The 18369-nt window shown below is 44.7% G+C and carries 18 protein-coding genes; 5 read left to right on the forward strand and 13 right to left on the reverse strand.

All coding sequences use genetic code 11. The features are described from left to right. Positions 1-74 precede the first annotated feature (74 nt). The 6 genes from LKE33_00175 to LKE33_00200 form a co-directional block, all read right to left on the reverse strand. Positions 75-371: a VRR-NUC domain-containing protein gene (locus tag LKE33_00175; protein ID MCH3949350.1), complete on the reverse strand. Its 297-nt coding sequence runs from the start codon at positions 369-371 to the stop codon at positions 75-77. Beyond that, positions 361-924, reverse strand: coding sequence for a hypothetical protein (locus tag LKE33_00180; protein MCH3949351.1), 564 nt, complete (start codon positions 922-924; stop codon positions 361-363). Before LKE33_00180 ends, LKE33_00175 begins: the two co-directional genes overlap by 11 nt. Positions 925-1157: 233 nt before the next feature. Further along, complete coding sequence (locus LKE33_00185; protein ID MCH3949352.1) at positions 1158-3425, reverse strand: DUF3987 domain-containing protein; 2268 nt, start codon at positions 3423-3425, stop codon at positions 1158-1160. Next, on the reverse strand, positions 3422-3841 hold the full coding sequence (locus tag LKE33_00190; GenBank protein MCH3949353.1) for a hypothetical protein: 420 nt from the start codon (positions 3839-3841) through the stop codon (positions 3422-3424). The genes LKE33_00185 and LKE33_00190 overlap by 4 nt, the downstream gene beginning before the upstream one ends. Continuing rightward, positions 3828-4625, reverse strand: coding sequence for a phage antirepressor (locus LKE33_00195; protein ID MCH3949354.1), 798 nt, complete (start codon positions 4623-4625; stop codon positions 3828-3830). Before LKE33_00195 ends, LKE33_00190 begins: the two co-directional genes overlap by 14 nt. Positions 4626-4686: 61 nt before the next feature. After that, complete coding sequence (locus tag LKE33_00200) at positions 4687-5301, reverse strand: hypothetical protein (GenBank protein MCH3949355.1); 615 nt, start codon at positions 5299-5301, stop codon at positions 4687-4689. Between the two features lie 563 nt (positions 5302-5864). Here LKE33_00200 and LKE33_00205 point away from each other — a divergent pair. The 4 genes from LKE33_00205 to LKE33_00220 are packed head-to-tail and all read left to right on the forward strand — an operon-like array spanning position 5865 to position 10492. Next, positions 5865-7256 (forward strand): hypothetical protein, encoded by a 1392-nt coding sequence (locus tag LKE33_00205; GenBank protein MCH3949356.1) that lies wholly within the window; start codon positions 5865-5867, stop codon positions 7254-7256. Between the two features lie 13 nt (positions 7257-7269). Continuing rightward, positions 7270-7920 carry a hypothetical protein gene (locus LKE33_00210; GenBank protein MCH3949357.1) on the forward strand — a complete coding sequence of 217 codons (651 nt, stop codon included), beginning with the start codon at positions 7270-7272 and terminating at the stop codon, positions 7918-7920. Between the two features lie 12 nt (positions 7921-7932). After that, positions 7933-10284, forward strand: a complete 2352-nt coding sequence (locus tag LKE33_00215) for an AAA family ATPase (GenBank protein MCH3949358.1) — start codon at positions 7933-7935, stop codon at positions 10282-10284. 4 nt (positions 10285-10288) lie between these two features. Continuing rightward, positions 10289-10492 (forward strand): helix-turn-helix transcriptional regulator, encoded by a 204-nt coding sequence (locus LKE33_00220; protein MCH3949359.1) that lies wholly within the window; start codon positions 10289-10291, stop codon positions 10490-10492. A 218-nt stretch (positions 10493-10710) separates the two neighbouring features. Here LKE33_00220 and LKE33_00225 read toward each other — a convergent pair whose 3' ends face one another. From LKE33_00225 to LKE33_00255, 7 genes are all read right to left on the reverse strand, one after another. Beyond that, positions 10711-11169 carry a hypothetical protein gene (locus LKE33_00225; GenBank protein MCH3949360.1) on the reverse strand — a complete coding sequence of 153 codons (459 nt, stop codon included), beginning with the start codon at positions 11167-11169 and terminating at the stop codon, positions 10711-10713. Next, positions 11156-11785 (reverse strand): DUF4391 domain-containing protein, encoded by a 630-nt coding sequence (locus tag LKE33_00230; GenBank protein ID MCH3949361.1) that lies wholly within the window; start codon positions 11783-11785, stop codon positions 11156-11158. Before LKE33_00230 ends, LKE33_00225 begins: the two co-directional genes overlap by 14 nt. Beyond that, complete coding sequence (locus LKE33_00235) at positions 11782-15015, reverse strand: SNF2-related protein (GenBank protein MCH3949362.1); 3234 nt, start codon at positions 15013-15015, stop codon at positions 11782-11784. Before LKE33_00235 ends, LKE33_00230 begins: the two co-directional genes overlap by 4 nt. A 779-nt stretch (positions 15016-15794) precedes the next feature. Then, positions 15795-15947 carry a YvrJ family protein gene (locus tag LKE33_00240; GenBank protein ID MCH3949363.1) on the reverse strand — a complete coding sequence of 51 codons (153 nt, stop codon included), beginning with the start codon at positions 15945-15947 and terminating at the stop codon, positions 15795-15797. 2 nt (positions 15948-15949) lie between these two features. Continuing rightward, positions 15950-16168, reverse strand: a complete 219-nt coding sequence (locus LKE33_00245) for a DUF2922 domain-containing protein (protein ID MCH3949364.1) — start codon at positions 16166-16168, stop codon at positions 15950-15952. 87 nt (positions 16169-16255) lie between these two features. After that, positions 16256-16471: a hypothetical protein gene (locus tag LKE33_00250; protein ID MCH3949365.1), complete on the reverse strand. Its 216-nt coding sequence runs from the start codon at positions 16469-16471 to the stop codon at positions 16256-16258. A gap of 144 nt (positions 16472-16615) precedes the next feature. Then, the gene (locus tag LKE33_00255) at positions 16616-17179 is read right to left on the reverse strand and encodes an N-acetylmuramoyl-L-alanine amidase (protein MCH3949366.1); all 564 of its coding nucleotides are present in this window, start codon (positions 17177-17179) and stop codon (positions 16616-16618) included. 592 nt (positions 17180-17771) lie between these two features. Here LKE33_00255 and LKE33_00260 point away from each other — a divergent pair. After that, a complete protein-coding gene (locus LKE33_00260) occupies positions 17772-18317 on the forward strand; it encodes a sigma-70 family RNA polymerase sigma factor (GenBank protein MCH3949367.1) in 546 nt (181 codons plus the stop codon). Positions 18318-18369 lie beyond the last annotated feature (52 nt).

An 18369-nucleotide genomic window follows, 5' to 3' on the forward strand; every position in this document is an offset into this window, starting at 1 on the left:
CAGCAAGAGAGCCGTCACCGGGTGGGTCTTGATGTACTCGGTGGCGTATTTCTGGTACGCATGAGGTATGAACTTCATTGGGCATCACCTTCTTCCATGATCTTCTGCAGCAGTCCAGGGATGTCTTCCATGGCATCCAGGACGAACACCCGGAACCCCAGCTCCCGAAGCTTTTCGTGCCGTTTCACCTGCAGCATCCGTGGTTTCTTCCCCGGTGCTTTCACTTCCACAAAGGCCAGCTTCCCACCAGGGAGAAGAACCAGCCGATCTGGCATACCAGCATATCCAGGGGAAACGAACTTCACAGCCAGTCCGCCTTTCTTCCTCGTTTCCGTCACCAGCTTTTGCTCTATCTGCTTTTCATTCTTCATGATTCACCTCCGGTATTGGGTCAACAAGATTAAATGCGGCGTAGGCGGCGGAGAGAAAGTTTCTGATGGGCTTCCCCTTATAGGTCCAGATGCACTTACCGCGGCACTTCACGCCGAGATGTTTCGGATTGCGGCGGCTGCGTCCAATGAGAATCTGCTCTCCGTGATAAGTGAGACGCCAGCCATGCGAGGTCTGCTCCCATTTGCGTCCTGGAAAACTGCGTTTCCGTTTGGAACGGTTCCGCATAAGCCGTTCCCGTTCCCTGGCGGCAAGGATATCCCCTTCCATGACTCCGGCGCAGATGCAGCCAACGGCTACATCCTCAAAGTAGTCAGGATGCCTCATCACATGCACAAACCGTACCTTCCTGCAGCCGCAGAGCTCACAGGTGTGAAGCGGCGCCTCCATGTCATCTTCTCGTACATCATAAACTTCCTGGCAATGCCATCCTGAGAGCGGTGCTCCCCATTCGCGTAATATTTTCTGGCTGCGGGCAAAATAACTTTTGTCCTTTCTGCCATCAGCCATTTTTTCCTCTGATTCATCACCCATAGTGTTAAAACCCCCGTATTTTCTGGCTTTCCGGGTTTTGTCCATTTTGTCTGTTTTGTCCCTAAATAAATATTTTTATATTTTTTAGTAGAATAATATATAGAGTAAGTAAGTACTTTTTACTTTTTTATAGTTTTCGGACAAAAAGGACAAAGCCGGAAACCCGCATGGTGCCTGCTCTGAGACTGACCACAAAAATCAGGACAACCTCAGGACAAAAGGACAGAACCCAGTCAATGCTCCTTCAACCAGGGGTTGATGGCATATTTGGGCAGTGGTGGCCTGCCCGTGCCTGAGTATTTCTGCGGTTTTTGCATGATGTACCCGTAATCCTCAAGGAAGTCGAGAACCGGCTGGATGCTGTCCACGGTCTTAAACCTCCGGCACATGCGCATAGCTTCCCGCCTGTCAAAGGCGGTGAGACGCCGCTCCCTGATTTTCTGGAGGATCAGGTTCCCGTTCTCGTACATGTCATTTTCCGGCAGGACGGAATAGGCGGCCTGTGCATGGTTAAGATAATATTTTCCAAGACGTATCGCATCTGACATGGTTTTCCCGGTGACGGACAAGGCATCCTGCACCATAAGAAAGTCATGGCTTTGGTAAACGGAAGCCCTGCAAAGGAGTCCGGATATGCGCAGTACATTGCCGACAAGCTTTCCGGCCCAGTCAGCCATTTCTGCATAGTCGTTTGTGAGCTTCGGCTCCAGCCAGTTTGCGAATGCTTCAAGCTCCCTGTCCGCTTCCGGAGAGAGTGTGATGGTCTGCGGTTTTTCCGGATACTCATCTTCCAGGAGATTCACCACAAGCTGTTCATAGCCGCGGTAGGTTTCGTCCGTCACAGCTTTACTCCGATACTTTCTTTTTCCCACTGACGAGACTGGCATGCTGTACAGGAACCTCGCCGTAAGACCGCGTCCCCGGAATGTGGTGTTGCTCAATACGGATGAGACCACGTTCGGCTGTGCCATCAGGAGGATCGTCAGTGCCGGATCCATAATGCTTTCACTCTCGCGCCCGATACGGTCCACTCGGATCGTATCTCCGGAGTACCCCTTCAGCATGACATCGATATTGACCGTCTTCGTATAGATACCGGAGAGGGTGTCGAAGATACCTCCTTCACTGGAAATGAGAGCTGCATGGCCGTGATTTTTGGCAATGACGGCTACCAGTTTTTCAGTGGTGATGTCATCCACATAAAGCTGCATGGGGCTTACTTCCTCAAAGTCAGCGGCCTCCTGTGCGATACGTTTCAGTTCTTCCGGTTTGGCATTTCCCTTGGCGACCTTGTCTTCGACTGCCTTCTGCCTGCGTTCCAGGACACGTTTCTGCATCTTCCCAGCCTCCACCGCAGCGGCATTCTGTTTGTTGTACTCGGTCTCGTAATCGTTGACCGGCTGCAACATGAGATGCAGGACGGATGACTTTCTTTCGGACGGCGGGGCAATTACAATCACATAAGTGTTGAGCGGCTCCACCCAGCCAGGCTTTCCCTGGATCCGGTATTTCTTCTGCAGACAGGTCGAAAGTACGGAAAGTACGATGCTCCCCGCCATATCCACAGGTGTCTGTGTGCTTTCCGCTACGGCCCTCACATAATCAGCAATCGGCTGCGGCAGCGCATCGACCGGGAATGGAGCCATTGTGAAACGTGATAATGGCAGTGGCTCGCTCCATCCGGGATAGGGATTGTTGAATTCCTGCGGAGGCACATACCCTTCACTGCCTTCAATCTTGTCCCTGTAAAATTTCAGGGCACTTTTCCAGATGGTTCCCAGTTCCTTCTCCGAAAGAGGGGGGTCGCAATTCTCGGCCCTCTGCAGGTAGGCTTCATAGGCTTTGTCCGTATCCCCATACCGTTTCAGCACCCGGCCGGCAAAGTGGGACATGGCATTGTTGCGGCTGCCTTCCGGGATGGAGCTTCCTGTATAGAAGGGAGCTTCCGTCCGGCTGGGTTCCGCAGGTTCCAGTCCGGCCAGGAATTCCATAATGGTGCGCTCCCCTTCCTGCCAGAAGATTTCTTCCGGCACCACTTCCGTGCCATACAGGAACCGGGCCGCATCCAGGGCCTGGCCGTCAAAGAAGGGAAACTGCTCCCGGATTCCCTGTTTCAGTGCCGTATAGGCTTTTTCGTCCTGCACTTCCGGAATGGGAAAATACGCATGGAACCGGGGCCGGGCTTTCCGGCCTTCCTTGGCTTTCCCGCTATTCCGGGACGGGACGATGGCCACAGCCACGTTTGGCAGCATGGCAAGGAGCTTTTCTCCCGTCACCCACTCCTTCGGATTTTCCGTATGGTCGTTGTCGCAGTCCATCACCGCCACATCGGAAGCCAGGAAGTTATCCCGGCTCCGGTAGTTGTCCTTATAGGCCGCACAAACGTGGTCGAAAGCAGCAGCCGTCCCCAGTTCCCTGCTGCTTGTGATGACTGCTTTATTAGGATATATGGCATTTCGTTCGTTGCCGGTACAGTCAGCCGTGTAAATCGTAAATCTCATCTTTCTGCCTCCTCGAGGGTTTCGTTAAAGAATCTCAGCCGATAGTTCTTCCATCTGGCCCGCCGAATCTCCGCATCCATGCCAGGAGATATGGTATCCCCGAACACCCACACTTCCCGGCAAAGGCCCATCAGGATGTTGCCGAAATGGAGCCCTGCCTCCCGTTCCTTTGGATTCCGGTCATCCAGGAACTGGGGAAAGAGGAGATGCGGAGCCAAGGGCAGGTACCCTTCTTCAAAGGCAAAGCGGCAGTACCGCCTTGCTGCCAGGATATTTTTATCCGTTGCCCCGGAATACGGGGAACAGATATATACGAGAGGCCGGTAAGCCCGGAGTGCCTTCCGCTGGGCTTCGACAGCACTGAGGGCTCTCTGCGGAGTCGGATCCGGATAGTGTTCCTGGTTATGCATGTCCATAAATGCCACACTCCTTTTCGATCAGGGGATAGTTTCCTTCCTCAGTCATCAGCCGATAGATGAACAGCCGACCTTTCTGTGTCCAATAGGTATGGACACGATTATGCAGGACGCCGTTTCCGTCCGGGATATTGAAGGTCTTTGTCGAGGTGTATCCCATGGGAGCATAAGCCTGGTAAAGCAGCCAAATATTGCCCTGTTTGTACTGGATCCCGTGTTCATGGAGCCACTGGTTCATGCGGTTTGCAGACCATCCATAGTCCTTGGCAATGGTCGATGTGCTCACCAGCTCCCTACACTGCAGGACCAGATCGAAGTACGTAGCCTTTGGCCGGAGCTCCGCAAGCTGCTGCTGTTGAGCGGCATTTATCTGTGCCAGTTCCCTTGCCCTATTCCGTTCCTCTTTAAGCTTTGTAAGAGCTGCAATCGCAAGATCCGGATTATCCAGGATGGCTTCTGTAGCATAAATGCCTGTTTTTCGGATGGCTGGAAGGACTTCATGCGTCACCCAACGCTTAAATGCCCTGGCTTCCGGTTTCCGGCTTCTGAGAATCAGCGTGTAGAGACCTGCTTCATTGACCACACGTTTTTCGGGATTCCCCGGAATACCCTCGGTTAAAACGAGGGTATTCTTCTCATCGTCATCCAGTCTCGAGAGTGCATCGCTCGGATTGCCGATATCCAGGATGCGGCATATGTCCGCAGCTACGAACCAGGATTCCCCGTTTACAACAGCCGTACGCACGTTCATTCCGTTATAAATAAAATTTTTCATATCAGTCATCTTGCTGACCTCCCTGTATGTAGTTGGGAGTTGCCTCCCACTTTGTAGCCACGGCAATCCATCAAATCTGACGGTTTCCAAAAACTTCCTGCAACTTTTTTCTTGCCCGCTTCAGCTTCTGGGTGATGTTGTTTTCATTGGCACCGATTCTGATGGAGTATCCCCGGATGGATTCTTCGTTGAGATAGACAGAGATTACCGCATCTTCCCACTCCGGCTTGTTCACCAGCACCGTATGGATTTCCTGACGGACTTTTTCTTCGCTAGCCTTGCGATCCCGTTCCGTTGCATCTCGGCTGACAGTATTCATATCTGGCATGGAGATTCCGTTCCGGCTGCACCCGCTTCCAGCAACAGTGCAGGTGTACGTATCAGGGACTGCCTCGATGGGATTCATCAAAGCCTCGTCCTTTTCATTCCGTTCCTGGTAGTCCGGGCACTCTGTTCTTCTCCGATGTTCCCTGCGCCAGTCGTTATAGAGGGGCTTGTTGAATTCTTCGTCCATGATTTCCTGGGCGCTGCGCCGGGTAACTTCTTCCCCTTCCTTTGCCGCCTGTTTTCTCAGTTCGTAATCCCTCTCGATCATGATCTGGCAGTCACCTTCAGGGACTTCCACTACCGTGACCACTGGTGCTTTGGATTCATCCAATCCGTAGTATTTGACTGTGATTTTCACTTTTGGCGTCCTTTCCGTCCGTGCCAGAAGACGAAAGGATGCCAAAAAAGACCTGCGGGGAAAGTCCCCACAGGTCCCAGAGTGCCAAAATGGCGCACGGGAACAAACGGTGGGGGCATTTCCAGTCCTGCCCACCGCATCACTGCGGTGATTCAGAACTGTCTATGCATCCCATCGTCCTCATGCGCATCTCGGACAACAGAGATTTTTTTGTTATGGGTGCCTGAGCACTCATATGGAAGCAGGACTGCCTGCTGCCGTATCAATGTTCAGACTATCCGTCCAGCTTTTGGAATACCCGCTTGCTGGTCGGTCATAATGAAATCGAACTTACTGATTGCAGATTATATTTCTGCATTTGCGGTATTCAGATTCACAGCCACACAGAAAATTCCACACATGCATGGTATAATGTTAGAAAACCAGTAGTCACACTTCCTTCCACCTCCCGTCTTCAATTTCTGATTTCATCCTATCCTTGATAAGGTTACTGTCAATCCGTAGTCCGGGTGGTTAAGGTTACTAACGATACTTAAGCTTACTTTTTTTCAGGAGGTACTGTTATGCCCTCACAAAACAACTTCCACGTTCCCCATTTATGCGGTGGTATCCTGTTCAATCTTTTACTGGAAACAAGAAAAACACGCGGAAAAATCCGTGACAGGGCACATGGCGGAACAGACGGTCTTTCTGATTTGGATGTATATATAGGACTTGTAAATGTTGTAGCTGGCAATGACTGGAAAGATGTTGACGGGACAACAAAAAATAAATGTGTATCTAACTATAAAAGGTGCGTGGACAGCACAGGTTCATATGTTCCTTTTACTGATGAGGTTTTTAGGAAAGCCTTCGATTCGGAATACAATAAAAAAAGCCCTGCCCTCCTTGAAAGGATGGCAAGGTTCATAGAACAGTATTTGAGTCTTGAAAAGTGCAAGTGGCTTGGCAAAGCATTGATTGAAATCATGCAAAAAGACCCTTCAATCAATGATGATGCCGAAATTGCTGTAGGCTTTGGACAAAATATTTCTGTAAAAAAACTGCATGAGGCAAAGAACATTCACTTTTTGCCTTTTTTCCTAAGCGTACTGCATTACGTAATCGATAATTGCCCTGACTGCGAATCCGGGCGGTCCACCTTTGAAACCTGGTATTGCCAAGTTGGTCCGAAAGCGCCATGGAAACCCAAACATGATGTACTCAGTAAACTCGGTGGCACCATCGGCGATATGGAAGTGTCAGTGAATCTGGAAGTTCAGAAAGCCATTACGATAAAAGATGCAGAACATAGAAATTCCGAGAGTACATCTTCTGCAGATGAATGCTCATCGGAAAAGCCAGATAAAAATAATGATATTCTTTCACCCGAATCCCCGCTTTCCAACCGTGATACCACTCTTTTACCCCGGCTGGCGAAGGGATTCAACAAAATATTGAAGTTTGCCAAAGACACGGACCTCAGTATAGAACGTATGCCTTGCGAAATTCTGAATACCTTTGATACCCTGTATAATGAATGGAAGGATCAAGACACGGACTTTAAAGATCCGGAACTGAATAAATTGAAATATGACATTCTAAATACATTGTATGGGTATATCACCTTCTGGGAAACTCATCTTTGGTTCAACGATGATTCTGATTGCTTTGTCCACCTAAAAAATACGTACAAAGATTCCTGGAAAAAAGAAGGAGAACTTCGTCAGCAGGCCATGAAGGACAGAGAAGCTTTCACCCGTCTGCATGAAAGGCTTTGTCGGTATATCATAGACTTTGATATCGATCTAAACAAAACTGAACCAGTTGAAGCCAAGGTCGTAGAAGAAACGCCGCCTCTGGAAAATAATCAAGGCGGCAGCCGGACTACAATTATCGAGCACCAGACCAATATCGGCCACAGTGTGTCAAAGACATATAACATAAAGGACAGCACTGTCACATTTAATGATTAAGGAGAAACAATGTATGAAGAATTTAACAGCTCCTGGCCCACATCAAGTGCGGCCGATAGTCCAAACGAATATAGGGAATCAGGTCATAAAGACATACAACATTCAGGACAGCAACGTTAACATCTATAATACGTGTCCACCTAACCAAGGGAATCCATATAGTGCAGCCCAAATGATTGCACTCAATAATTTCAGCAAAGAATATTATCAGCTCCTCGTTACCTGTGAAACAGATGTCTTTGAAAATAATAACGCCACATTTCCCTTAGACCGTGCGTTAAGTCAAAGGTATGTTCCGGAAGAAATATTAACCCGTTGTTCGTCTTTGTCAGAAGAAGGGATTGCCGAACTGAAGACCTTTCCGGCCATTGTCTGTATGGAAAACACAGGGTTCAATGGAATTACAGATCCTAATCAAACCGCGATATTCGCATATATAACACGAGTAAAAATGGAAGGCTACCAAGTTAGAGTGGCGTTCCAGCCCATTGCACCATTCCATCAAAAAATACTTTGTGAACAGAAATATGCTATTTATTTCGACTTGAACATGAGTTGTGCCATTACGGATTTGAATCGCACTGCCTGGTCTATCCATAAAGTGAATCTTTTTGAAGCTTTCAATGAGTCTGGACTGGGATATCTCCCGCACCCTTCTATTTAAAGGTGACTGTCTATGAACAGAAAATATCCAAGCGAAATAACAGAAATTAGAGTGGATGATGCAACCTTTAAAAATACAGGCACTGTCATCACCCCCACCTATATCAACTACTTTTTCGGAAACAACGGCACGGGAAAATCCACTATTGCCAAAGCAATCCAATCTGGAACTGGCATCAAGTATGCTCCAGGAAGATCTGCCACAGACTACCAGGTATTGGTTTTCAACCAAGAATATATCAATCGAAATATGCAGAACTTCCATAACCTTCCAGGTGTTTTTACGATGGCCGAGGAGAATGCAGAAATCCAGGACAAGATTGATGAGGCTGCAGAGCAGCTGGCTGATGCACAGGAAAAAGTATCAGATGCCACGGATGAAAAAGAAAAATTAATTAAAATAAAAAAAGAAATCTGTACAAAGTTCTACGATGAAATCTGGCGGCGGACTGGAAAACTGCGTAAAACATTTCCAGGCACACAGGCTGGATACCTCAAATCAAAGGCTAATTTAGCCGACAAAGTAAAACTGTGTTCACCCAGCGAATATGATTTGGATGATCTTAAACGGATGTATGATTCTGCCTACTCTTCTACAGCACAGAGCTATCCTCGCTTTAATACAATTAGCGATACTACTGTGCTTGACAGCATTGAAGGCAGCGAAATTCTATCTGTTGCAATTGTCAATTCCTCAGATACCCAACTTGCAAAATTTTGGAAGAAAATCGAGGCTTCCGAATGGGTGCGTCAAGGCCATTCTGCATATCATGGCAAAACCGATGGGAAATGTCCTTTTTGTTCACAGCCTTTGCCTTCAGAATTTGAAAAATTCTTGACAGACAGTTTTGATGACCAATACGAGAAGAACCTTACAAAGCTATCAGCATTCCTTGAAGATTACAGAAACACAGCCAACGCTTTATTTATGCCTTTGTCAAAACTTCCAGAACCGCTATATCCTGTCCTTGATGAAAAACCCTACAAGGATAAACTGGAAGCCCTAAGAGGTATTATTTCTACAAACATAAACCGGATAAAAGAAAAAATAGCCGAACCTTCTAAATCTATTAAATTGGATAATACCGCACCACTACTACAAGAACTCCAAAAAATGATTACAGATTATAATAAACTAATTTCTGATAACAACATGGTAGTTGCTGATGCCCCTAAGAAAAAAGAAGAATGCAAAGAAAAAGTCTTTTCTTTCATGTCCTTCATAACAAATGAAACAATCAAGGCTTTCAACAAAAGTATCTCTGACATTAATAAACAGCTAAACAAGCAACAGGAAATCATTGATACTCAGACAGAGCAAGGTGCGGATATCAGAGAAGAAATCCGTGTTCTAAACAGCCAGACAAAAGAAACTGAGTCCGCAATGAACAACATAAACCTTATGCTGAAAGATGCCGGATTCCAGGGATTTAAAGTCTGTCCCCACTGGGAAGAAAGAAGAAATCCGGATGGTTCTGTAAAACGAGTAATTCCTTCGCCGATTCGTAACTATGCTGTAGTCCGTACCGATACCGAAACAGGAGAAGAAGAAATTGCACATGACCTTAGTGAAGGAGAAAAGAATTTCATCGCCTTCCTGTATTTCCAGCAAACTGTATTCGGGAGCACTGACGCAGACAGCGATTCTCTGCAAAAAATAGTTGTTATTGATGACCCCGTTTCCAGCATGGACAGTGGTACGCTTTTTATTGTAAGTGCTCAAATCCGTAAGATGATCCATATTTGCCGAAACAATGTTGACAACCGGCAACCGGCAGCAGATGGAAATTTCATCAAGCAGATTTTCATTCTTACCCATAATGCTTATTTCCATCGAGAGGTAAGTTACCTTTATGCCCGACAGTGGAACTTTGTATCTTTTTACCTGGTCCGCAAAATCAACAATAAATCTTCCGTCCAGTTGTTTGAAAAGCAGAACCCCGACTGCCCTACCAAAATGATGAATGTCAATCCCGTCAAGAACTCCTACGCTGCCCTTTGGGAATCTTATAAGGAAGTCCGGAGCGGTATCCCGTTAAAGAGCACCATCCGCAGGATTTTAGAATATTATTTCCTGCAATTATGCGGCTATGAAGGAGACGATTTGAGAAAACGTATCCTGGAAGACCATAAGAACAACTTTCTATATGACGAAAATGGCCATGAAACTCCAGAACGATACGAGATGGCTAAGGTCCTTCTGTCTTACATCATCTCCGATAATTCCAGCGTGAATGATGGAATCAACTACACGGACGATTTCCTCGATGAACAGCTTTACAGGGATACATTTAAAATGATTTTCAAATACATAAATCAGGAACAGCACTTCAATATGATGATGGGTAACGAACAAGGAGAATAATGAAATGCGTATCAGCTACAATAAACTATGGAAGTTGTTGATTGACAAAAATATGACCAAGATGGAATTAAAGGAAGCAGCCGGAGTAAGTTCCGCTTCGATTGCAAAGCTCGGCAAAGGTGCCAATATTACAACCGATGTCCTGCTTAAAATCTGCGAGGCCCTTCATTGCCGTGTAGAAGATATTATCGAAACGATCAATGATTAAAAAAAGGACTCCATGTAAACTGATATAGTCTGCATGGAGTCCTTTTCTCACATAAACCATGAACGATTACCAAACTATTGAACGGTGGTCTTTTATCCTATCGTTCAGATGTTGTGCATTTATGACTTTAGAAAGAATATTCCTGAATACACAGATATTCTTTTTAGGGGAAAATAAAAAATGAGCCTTCGAAGGAAAATCCTTCAGAAGCCCATATATCAAGCCGTTTTTACTGTTTGGGGTGCGGAAAATTTTTTTATCAATACGGAAAGGCTTATTTCAATGTAAATCATTTTCACTTTTCCAAGATATGTCTCCTGAAGAAGTTTCAAAGCATCCAGGTTATCCCCTTCAATATAGATATTTTCCGAATCAATACCGCCGGGAGTTCCATCTTTTCCCACCGATTTTTCTCGATTGAAGCGAAGCGTTTTAGCAATGGGCTGGTTTGCAAGAAGGATAGCTTTTTTCTTATCAGGCCACGTAAATTGATATCTTTCCTGTCCTTCATCCACTACCTGAGCATTAATCTCCTGCATCAGTACGGCCTTATTTATGGCCCTTACGACATTACCATTATCATCAATCGTTTCAGTAACAGCATCTGGAAATAGCTCTGCCAATTTTTTGAAATTTTCTTTTGCCAAATCAGGCGTATGCATCTTAAGCTTTTCCATTTTTAATTTCCTCCAGTTCCTTCTTATAGCCTTTCAGTCTTGTATAAAGTTCAAATTTTTTCTTTGGCTGTCGCTCTTTCCACGTAAGAGCTTCCATTTTTTTTATTTGTTCGTTCAGCACTTCAATCTGTTCCTGGCGTTTTAGTCTTTCTGCAATATTCATACTATCCGGAACTGCTTCTTCATTTATCAGAGCAACCTGCTCGACGAAGTGGTTCCAAATATCATCCAGTGAAAACCCTTCTACAGCTATTTTTACTTCTGATTCTTGTTTCCAATTTGTCTGATATAGTTTTCCCTGATACAGCGCACACTGTCTTTCGTCGTTATAAGAAAGAATAAATAACAGTTTATGCGGATTTTGTCTTGCAATGATTTCAAGCGTTTTTTTGTCATAGTTGTTCTTTTTCAGTTCAATCAGCATGACAATAATCTCTTTGATGTCAGACTCACGCTCAAGGTTTAAGTTTTCCTTAGTCAAAATGTATTCAACATATAATCGACTGATATCAGAAACAAATTCATCCTTCAACTTCACTGGTAAAGACAAATGCTTGTAAAATGCCTCCTTCGGCATTTTCCTGTGAACATAGGTAGTTTTGGGAAACTCAATCATGACGTCACCACCATAAAACAAATCAGCTCAAAATCGCTAAGTCCTGAAATTTTTTCTGTTTGAAAAGTAGTCATTCCAGGTGAAAAGAAACTGTCAATATCTTCTTCGTTTTTCACATCGATAATTGACTCAATAGCATCTTCAAGGAGCCCTGAAATTTTGCGCATATCTTTGCCGTTTTTCGTCTTACGATTGAACAACCGGCAGATTGTTTCATCGGGAGCATCCTTCCCACGTGCCAAAACACGCATCACATCCAGTGTATCTTTTACCTGTAAATGATTTGTGATAATTTCTCCGTCCATTCCCACATAGACGAGATAAAAGGGATGGAGACGATTTTTGTGATCGATATTAATATTTTCATTGACATTTTTCAGGACAAAAATGACGCCTGGCTTTTCACCCCGAACTACCGCATGGATACCGAAAGGAACATGGTCAATATCCGGATGTGTCTTCATATACGCCAGCAAATCCATCCGAAAATCATTTAAACCGAGATCTACAATAGAAACTCCGCTGTTCATATCCTCCAAATCGACAACTTCTTCTTGAAGTTTTTTCAGTTGAGCCTTCCTGTATTCAAGGTCTCCTTTTTCTTCGGGATTAATCAGGTTATCATCACCTGTTGAGGTCATGACCGAAATTTTCATTCGTGTTTCAACGCGCGCTTTAAGATTGATATACTCATCAAGATCCAAATCAGGCCAGAAGTTAACGAGTTGAATCACACTGTTTTTACTTCCGATACGGTCAATACGGCCGAACCGCTGAATGATGCGGACAGGATTCCAATGAATATCATAATTGATGCAGTAGTCACAATCCTGCAGGTTTTGCCCTTCAGAAATACAGTCTGTTGCAATCAAAATGTCAATATCATCATGATCATCCGGATAAATAAAATCACGCTCTTTTGAAATCGGAGAAAAAGAGGCGAGAACGTGATTCATCTCTGCTCTAAAGCCAGGGATGGTAGTTTTCCCGTCTACAGATCCGGTAATTAATGCCGTATTCAACCCGAGGGTATCCTTAACTACTTTACTGATATTTTCATAAAGATACTCAGCAGTGTCAGCGAAAGCAGTAAAAATCAAGATCTTCTTGTTACTTGGATTAATGGGATTCACTTCTTTTTCCCTTATCACGCCAAGAAGCTGCGTCAGCTTGTAATCATATTCCGGCGTGATGCCTTCTACCATGGAAATCAAACGTTTAAGGTTAGCAATATCCTCCTCTATATCTCGTTGCCATGAGATGAAATCCATATCATTAAGATCAATCTGTATCTTTTTGCCTACTGCAAATAGCTCCGTGTTCTGATCATCGTCATCAAACTCTTCGCTTACGCTTGAAAGGTCCGTCATTTCATCCAGACGAACATTTTTCCCTTGCCTAAACTGTTCAATGGTCTGATTCGTTTCGTCAAGATACTGATAAACCCTTTTAATTGTCAGGAGAAATGAGTGAACGGAGCTTTCCATACGCTTGAGCAGGTTAATGCTCATCAGCCGCTGAATCCCTCGTTCACGGCCACGCTTCATGTTTTCTGATTCATCATGATCAAGATATTTATGGAGCTTGCTAGGATGTATGAACTCGGTTGGTGTATAAATAGTCAGGTGCAGCAAGTTTAAAATATTGTAAATATCCTTGTAGTTTATTGCACTTTCTAAGGTCGTGAGTTTAGGTCTGAGTGAAATGGGTTTATTGCGCTTCGGAAAGGTTCCGATATCCGTTGTGTCGTAATATTTCTGAATATGTTTTCTGGATCTTGCAATAGTAACGCTATCCAGCACTTCAAAGAAATCGTAATCAAGCTGAGACAAGAGATTTTGGGTAGTTCTCTCCTCTTCCGGCAGTTTAGCCCAGGCGTTATAGACTTTCTGTGCTTGCCGAAAAATCGTATCTATATCAGATTTAGTATTAAGCTTCTCGTTAAAAGAAGCCGCATCTCCTTCATAAGCCAATGCCAGTTGATTCCGCAAGTCGAAGAATCGATTATTTACCGGTGTCGCAGAAAGCATCAGCACCTTCGTCTTAACACCCGGTTTAATCACACGGTTCATAAGACGCATATACCGGTTTTCTTTTTCACCGCCATGCGTATTTGTTCCGTTTCCATTCCGGAAATTATGAGATTCATCAATAACTACAAGGTCATAATTTCCCCAATTTATACGATCAATAGGAAGACCGATTACCGTTTTTCCTCTATTCCTGGATAAATCCGTGTGATATAAGACATCATAGCGAAAACGATCCCCGGCAAGAGAGTTATTTACCAAATTTCCGCGGTAAGTCATCCAATTTTCGGAGAGTTTCTTAGGGCAAAGTACGAGTACATTCTTGTTGCGGCCCTCATAGTATTTAATAACGGCCAGGGCAGTAAAAGTCTTGCCAAGGCCGACGCTGTCAGCAAGGATGCACCCATTATACTGTTCCAGTTTATTGATGATTCCCAGCGCAGCATCTTTCTGGAAATTGTAAAGCTTATTCCAAATAATGCTGTCTTTGAAGCCTGTTGCCTCGTTAGGAAGAACATCTTCAGAGATATCCTCCAAAAACTCACTGAAAATGTTATAGAGCGTCATGAAATAGATTAATTCTGGTGAATTTTCTTGATATACATTTGAAATCATACTGATGACTTCATTGGTGACATCAGTCATCTTATCCTTATCATTCCAGATTTCATCAAAAGTATTCAAAAACTCTTTGCTGGCAGGATTCTCCATCCTCGTTACCATGTTGGTCATGTTGTTTCCACGTTCGCATCCAAGATCAATCGTAGTAAACGAGTTCATAGGCATGTAGGTATAGAGCTCATCTTGATCATCCACCAGCAAAAAGTTATTCATACCTTCCCGTGTATTGTTTGTTTTAAACTTGGCTTTTACCTTTATCCATTCAGCACATTCACGTGCAACAGCTTTTTGTTTCAGTTCGTTGCGCAAACGGATTTCGAATTGTGTGCCATATAGACTTTTTTCACGCTGCAGTCGGGAAATATAAAATTCTCTTCTTTCTTTTGGAGTTTTCTCAGCAACAAATGTAGGAGACGTAAAAATGAAACGGAATTCATCACAGGATTCCAGAGCATCCTTTAATGCTTGATAGGCGTAAATAGAAAAGCAGGCAGCGGCAATAGAAATTTTGCTGCCGGATTTGATTTTTTTTAAAAGGTCATCTCGCACGACATTTGTAGTATTATTAAAGACTTCCATGGATTTTACACTCCAATCGCATCATGGATTTTTAAAAAAATTCGAGAATCATTTTCACTATGCACAAAAGCTATCAAGCCTAGAACACGCCATGATAATACTCTTATATCATATCACAATATGCCTTGTTTCTGAGAAACAGATTTTTCCCAGGAGATATTTTTCAGACTAATCACTGGCAAATGAAACTGTTTCAATTTTGAAGCAGCATCAATATTTATTCTGAAATGAGGAGCAGCAAAACAATCTCTCTGTACCTACTTCTGCGTCTGACTCAATCATCATTTTGTCATCGGTAGAATTTTACTTTTCTTATTTGATTATAGAAAATTCCAAGTATGAGAGCAAGGAAATCAAGTACAATAAATGATACATATAAGAGGCTCAGGTTTTTAATTAAAGTTGATTGCAGCGCCATGCTTCAGCTCTTTTCTTTCACTCCAATTCTTATATAATCAGCTTAAATTCTTCTTATCCTTCTCAAGGATTTTAGGTATAAAAAAGGCATACGCTCCTATCGGAACGTATACCCTGACATCACACCTCGTTTTATTTTGTTTCTATTGGAATCTGCTGCAAGACAACCGCATATACGCAAAAGACCGGATTGAGGGCACGAAGTCGGAACTGAGCGCCAACGATTTGCAAGCGTGAGCGCCGCAAGAGTGGTCACAATCCGGTCTGACAATGCAGATGCCGCTGACTTCTGCGGAGTCCATCATAAACTTTCTTATAAAAAAACCGCTGCAAGCGAAAGAATCACTTGCAGCGGTTTTTAGTTATGCTCTATGCATCAGAATATCTTTTAACGAGTCAATACTCAGCGTAAGCTGCTCCAGCTTATCTTCCATACGCACCAGCAAATACCAGCTGATCACCATAGGAAAACCGTACTGGGCCGCCTGGCCGAGCAAGACGGAAAAGTTATCCATGATTAGTCTTCCGCGTCGAAGACTACTTCAGTCTGGCGTACCTTTGCGCCTTTGATGGATGCCATGTCGACTCCATCGCCGCCGTAGAGGTTGAGGGCCAGGAGCTTCTTCATGACCGGTTCTACCTTATCACGGGTCGGGTTCATGATCGGGTTGGTGATGCTGATGCTCTTCGTTTTGTTGTTCGTCAGTTTGAAAGTCAGTTCGAGAGTGTTGCTCATTAGTAATTCCTCCTTATCAAGTTACAAAATGATGGGCTGGCTGCCGGAATCATACCGGCAGTCACTTACTGCAAAAAATGCAGGGGCTTACTCCTTAGCGCCCGCTACGAGCAGTTCGCGTTTGATGGCGTACATAGCCGTAGGCTGGGCAGACATCAGTTCTGCCACGGCGTGCCCCATTTCCAGCAGTTTGTCGTCCGCTGCGTCGGGACGCAGACCGGAGAAGGTAGTCTTTCTGGTCTTTACTTTTTCGCCGTCCATGTAATCACTTTCAAGCTGCAGAGTCAGAGATTCAATGTTCATGTGTGGTTCCTCCTTTAAATGTTGAAAAGTTTGGCGGAAGTCCTTCCGGCATCATCAGTCCCCGGCGGCAGTCTGCGCACTGGCCGGGCCCGGTCATTCCGGTTTATCTGATGATCCTTCCGACACTCCCGTCTTGTAAGATACTTACATCAGATAAGAGAGCACGGAAGAAGCATGCTGCTGGTAATAGAGCGCCTTTCCGCGGAAGATCATGCCCCCGCTCCGCCATACACCGTCAAAATCCAGGAGCTTATACAGGTCCCAACGTTCGAAACGGGACGTTCCCGCCAAGGCTGGCCCGTATCCGTCAAGATCTGCCGCCTCCGCATGGGTCATGATATGCTCGGGGTCGATAGGAATTCCCAAGGCTTCAGAAAGAATGAAGCATAAGATAGCTGTCTCTTCGATCTGCATCGGTGTTGGTGGATAATCGCCCAGGTCAAAAGACCCGTCGGCATACATTACGGCATCTTTGGCGCAGCAAAGAGCCAGGCCGATGGCGCCGGTGTTCCGGTGCCAGGTGTGGGCCAGCGTCGTCGTGAAATCTTCACAGGACGCATAGGCCCGGCCGACGTCCGTCAGGTTCAGGTGATAATCCCTGAAAGGCTGGTCATACCGGCCGGCTGTCCAATGGACATAAATACGGTTGACCTTGCCCCGGGCCCGAAGGCCCATCTGATAGACATCTTTTCTCGTTACGTACATCATGTTTCTCGCACCCCCTACACTATATAAGTGTCAAAAAATGGGGTTTTGTCCAAAAAATTAGCAGATTTGCTAATTTTATAAGTTTTTTCTTATATATTTTTGAACGAAATACTAATTTGTTTGTGTTTTTGTAAAATATAGAAAAATGTGGTTGATTTTTTGTTTTTATCTTGCTAGTATAAAAAACAGTTACGCTCTACATCATGTTTCTTCTCACATCTAAAGTAATAGCTACCCCCAGGAAAACGAGAATCTCATTAATCTTTCCAAGTTAGGAATCTTTATGGAAATTGAGGTTCAAATTTTTCACACCCTGATATTTATGTAGAAAGTGAGCTGTTTTCCATGTTGAATTTTGAACCTCTTTTTGTATTATTGAACAAACGTCATATCTCCCAGAAGGAGTTAGCCCTGAAAGCCGGACTGCATCCGACCACGATTTCGCGGTTGCGACATCTGTCCGGTTTCTCTATGCCCAAAAGAGCATCCGTCCTTCCTAATTGCCAAATTTTGGAAAGGATCTGCATCGCGCTTGAATGCCAGCTTTCCGATATTGCATACGTCGAAGTTCCTCGCAGACAGGTAAGTTTTTATGCGTAAGGTCGATTTTGCCAAACTGCTGCCCCTTGCCCAGGCAAACCAGCAGGATGCCCAGGTGACCATCATTCAGGCGTTTCAGCCTCTCATCAATTCTTTCCTTAGGAAGGAATACGATTACGGTAAGAAGGAAGATATGCGGTCGTACCTCACGCTGGCAGCCATCGAGGCTATGAAAGACTATAAAGGTACGGACATCAGAACGTTTCCCGGATATGTCAAAGATCGAATCGTAAAATTCGCTGGTCAATATCAGGGAGCAGAAAAACAGCACAGGGAAATAAAGGAAAAAATTGCCCTGGAACCCACTGAAACGACCTACTTCATGGAAACTGCCTTTGACAGGGAAGACTACAAGGCGCTGCATAACGCCATGAAACATTTATATCCCTATGAGCGAAAGCTGCTCATCAGTTACTATGGGAAAAATAAAAGCATGGACGAAATTGCTCACGAATATCACATCTCAAAAAGCAAAGTTTCTTACCAGCTCAAGAAGCTGCGCAGAGATTTAAGAACAATGCTGACGAATGGACTTTAAAACAAAAAATCCGATGCCGCAAAAGGCATCGGATCCTGATGATAGAGGAGAA

The sequence above is a fragment of the Acidaminococcus sp. genome (assembly GCA_022482815.1).
Classification (GTDB): domain Bacteria; phylum Bacillota; class Negativicutes; order Acidaminococcales; family Acidaminococcaceae; genus Acidaminococcus.

What these genes read in the sequence shown, in the direction of transcription:
- LKE33_00175 (MCH3949350.1), bottom strand. Translation starts at nt 371, where the DNA reads ATGAAGAATGAAAAGCAGATAGAGCAAAAGCTGGTGACGGAAACGAGG.
- LKE33_00180 (MCH3949351.1), bottom strand. Translation starts at nt 924, where the DNA reads ATGGGTGATGAATCAGAGGAAAAAATGGCTGATGGCAGAAAGGACAAA.
- LKE33_00185 (MCH3949352.1), bottom strand. Translation starts at nt 3,425, where the DNA reads ATGAGATTTACGATTTACACGGCTGACTGTACCGGCAACGAACGAAAT.
- LKE33_00190 (MCH3949353.1), bottom strand. Translation starts at nt 3,841, where the DNA reads ATGGACATGCATAACCAGGAACACTATCCGGATCCGACTCCGCAGAGA.
- LKE33_00195 (MCH3949354.1), bottom strand. Translation starts at nt 4,625, where the DNA reads ATGACTGATATGAAAAATTTTATTTATAACGGAATGAACGTGCGTACG.
- LKE33_00205 (MCH3949356.1), top strand. Translation starts at nt 5,865, where the DNA reads ATGCCCTCACAAAACAACTTCCACGTTCCCCATTTATGCGGTGGTATC.
- LKE33_00210 (MCH3949357.1), top strand. Translation starts at nt 7,270, where the DNA reads ATGAAGAATTTAACAGCTCCTGGCCCACATCAAGTGCGGCCGATAGTC.
- LKE33_00215 (MCH3949358.1), top strand. Translation starts at nt 7,933, where the DNA reads ATGAACAGAAAATATCCAAGCGAAATAACAGAAATTAGAGTGGATGAT.
- LKE33_00220 (MCH3949359.1), top strand. Translation starts at nt 10,289, where the DNA reads ATGCGTATCAGCTACAATAAACTATGGAAGTTGTTGATTGACAAAAAT.
- LKE33_00225 (MCH3949360.1), bottom strand. Translation starts at nt 11,169, where the DNA reads ATGGAAAAGCTTAAGATGCATACGCCTGATTTGGCAAAAGAAAATTTC.
- LKE33_00230 (MCH3949361.1), bottom strand. Translation starts at nt 11,785, where the DNA reads ATGATTGAGTTTCCCAAAACTACCTATGTTCACAGGAAAATGCCGAAG.
- LKE33_00235 (MCH3949362.1), bottom strand. Translation starts at nt 15,015, where the DNA reads ATGGAAGTCTTTAATAATACTACAAATGTCGTGCGAGATGACCTTTTA.
- LKE33_00240 (MCH3949363.1), bottom strand. Translation starts at nt 15,947, where the DNA reads ATGGATAACTTTTCCGTCTTGCTCGGCCAGGCGGCCCAGTACGGTTTT.
- LKE33_00245 (MCH3949364.1), bottom strand. Translation starts at nt 16,168, where the DNA reads ATGAGCAACACTCTCGAACTGACTTTCAAACTGACGAACAACAAAACG.
- LKE33_00250 (MCH3949365.1), bottom strand. Translation starts at nt 16,471, where the DNA reads ATGAACATTGAATCTCTGACTCTGCAGCTTGAAAGTGATTACATGGAC.
- LKE33_00255 (MCH3949366.1), bottom strand. Translation starts at nt 17,179, where the DNA reads ATGATGTACGTAACGAGAAAAGATGTCTATCAGATGGGCCTTCGGGCC.
- LKE33_00260 (MCH3949367.1), top strand. Translation starts at nt 17,772, where the DNA reads ATGCGTAAGGTCGATTTTGCCAAACTGCTGCCCCTTGCCCAGGCAAAC.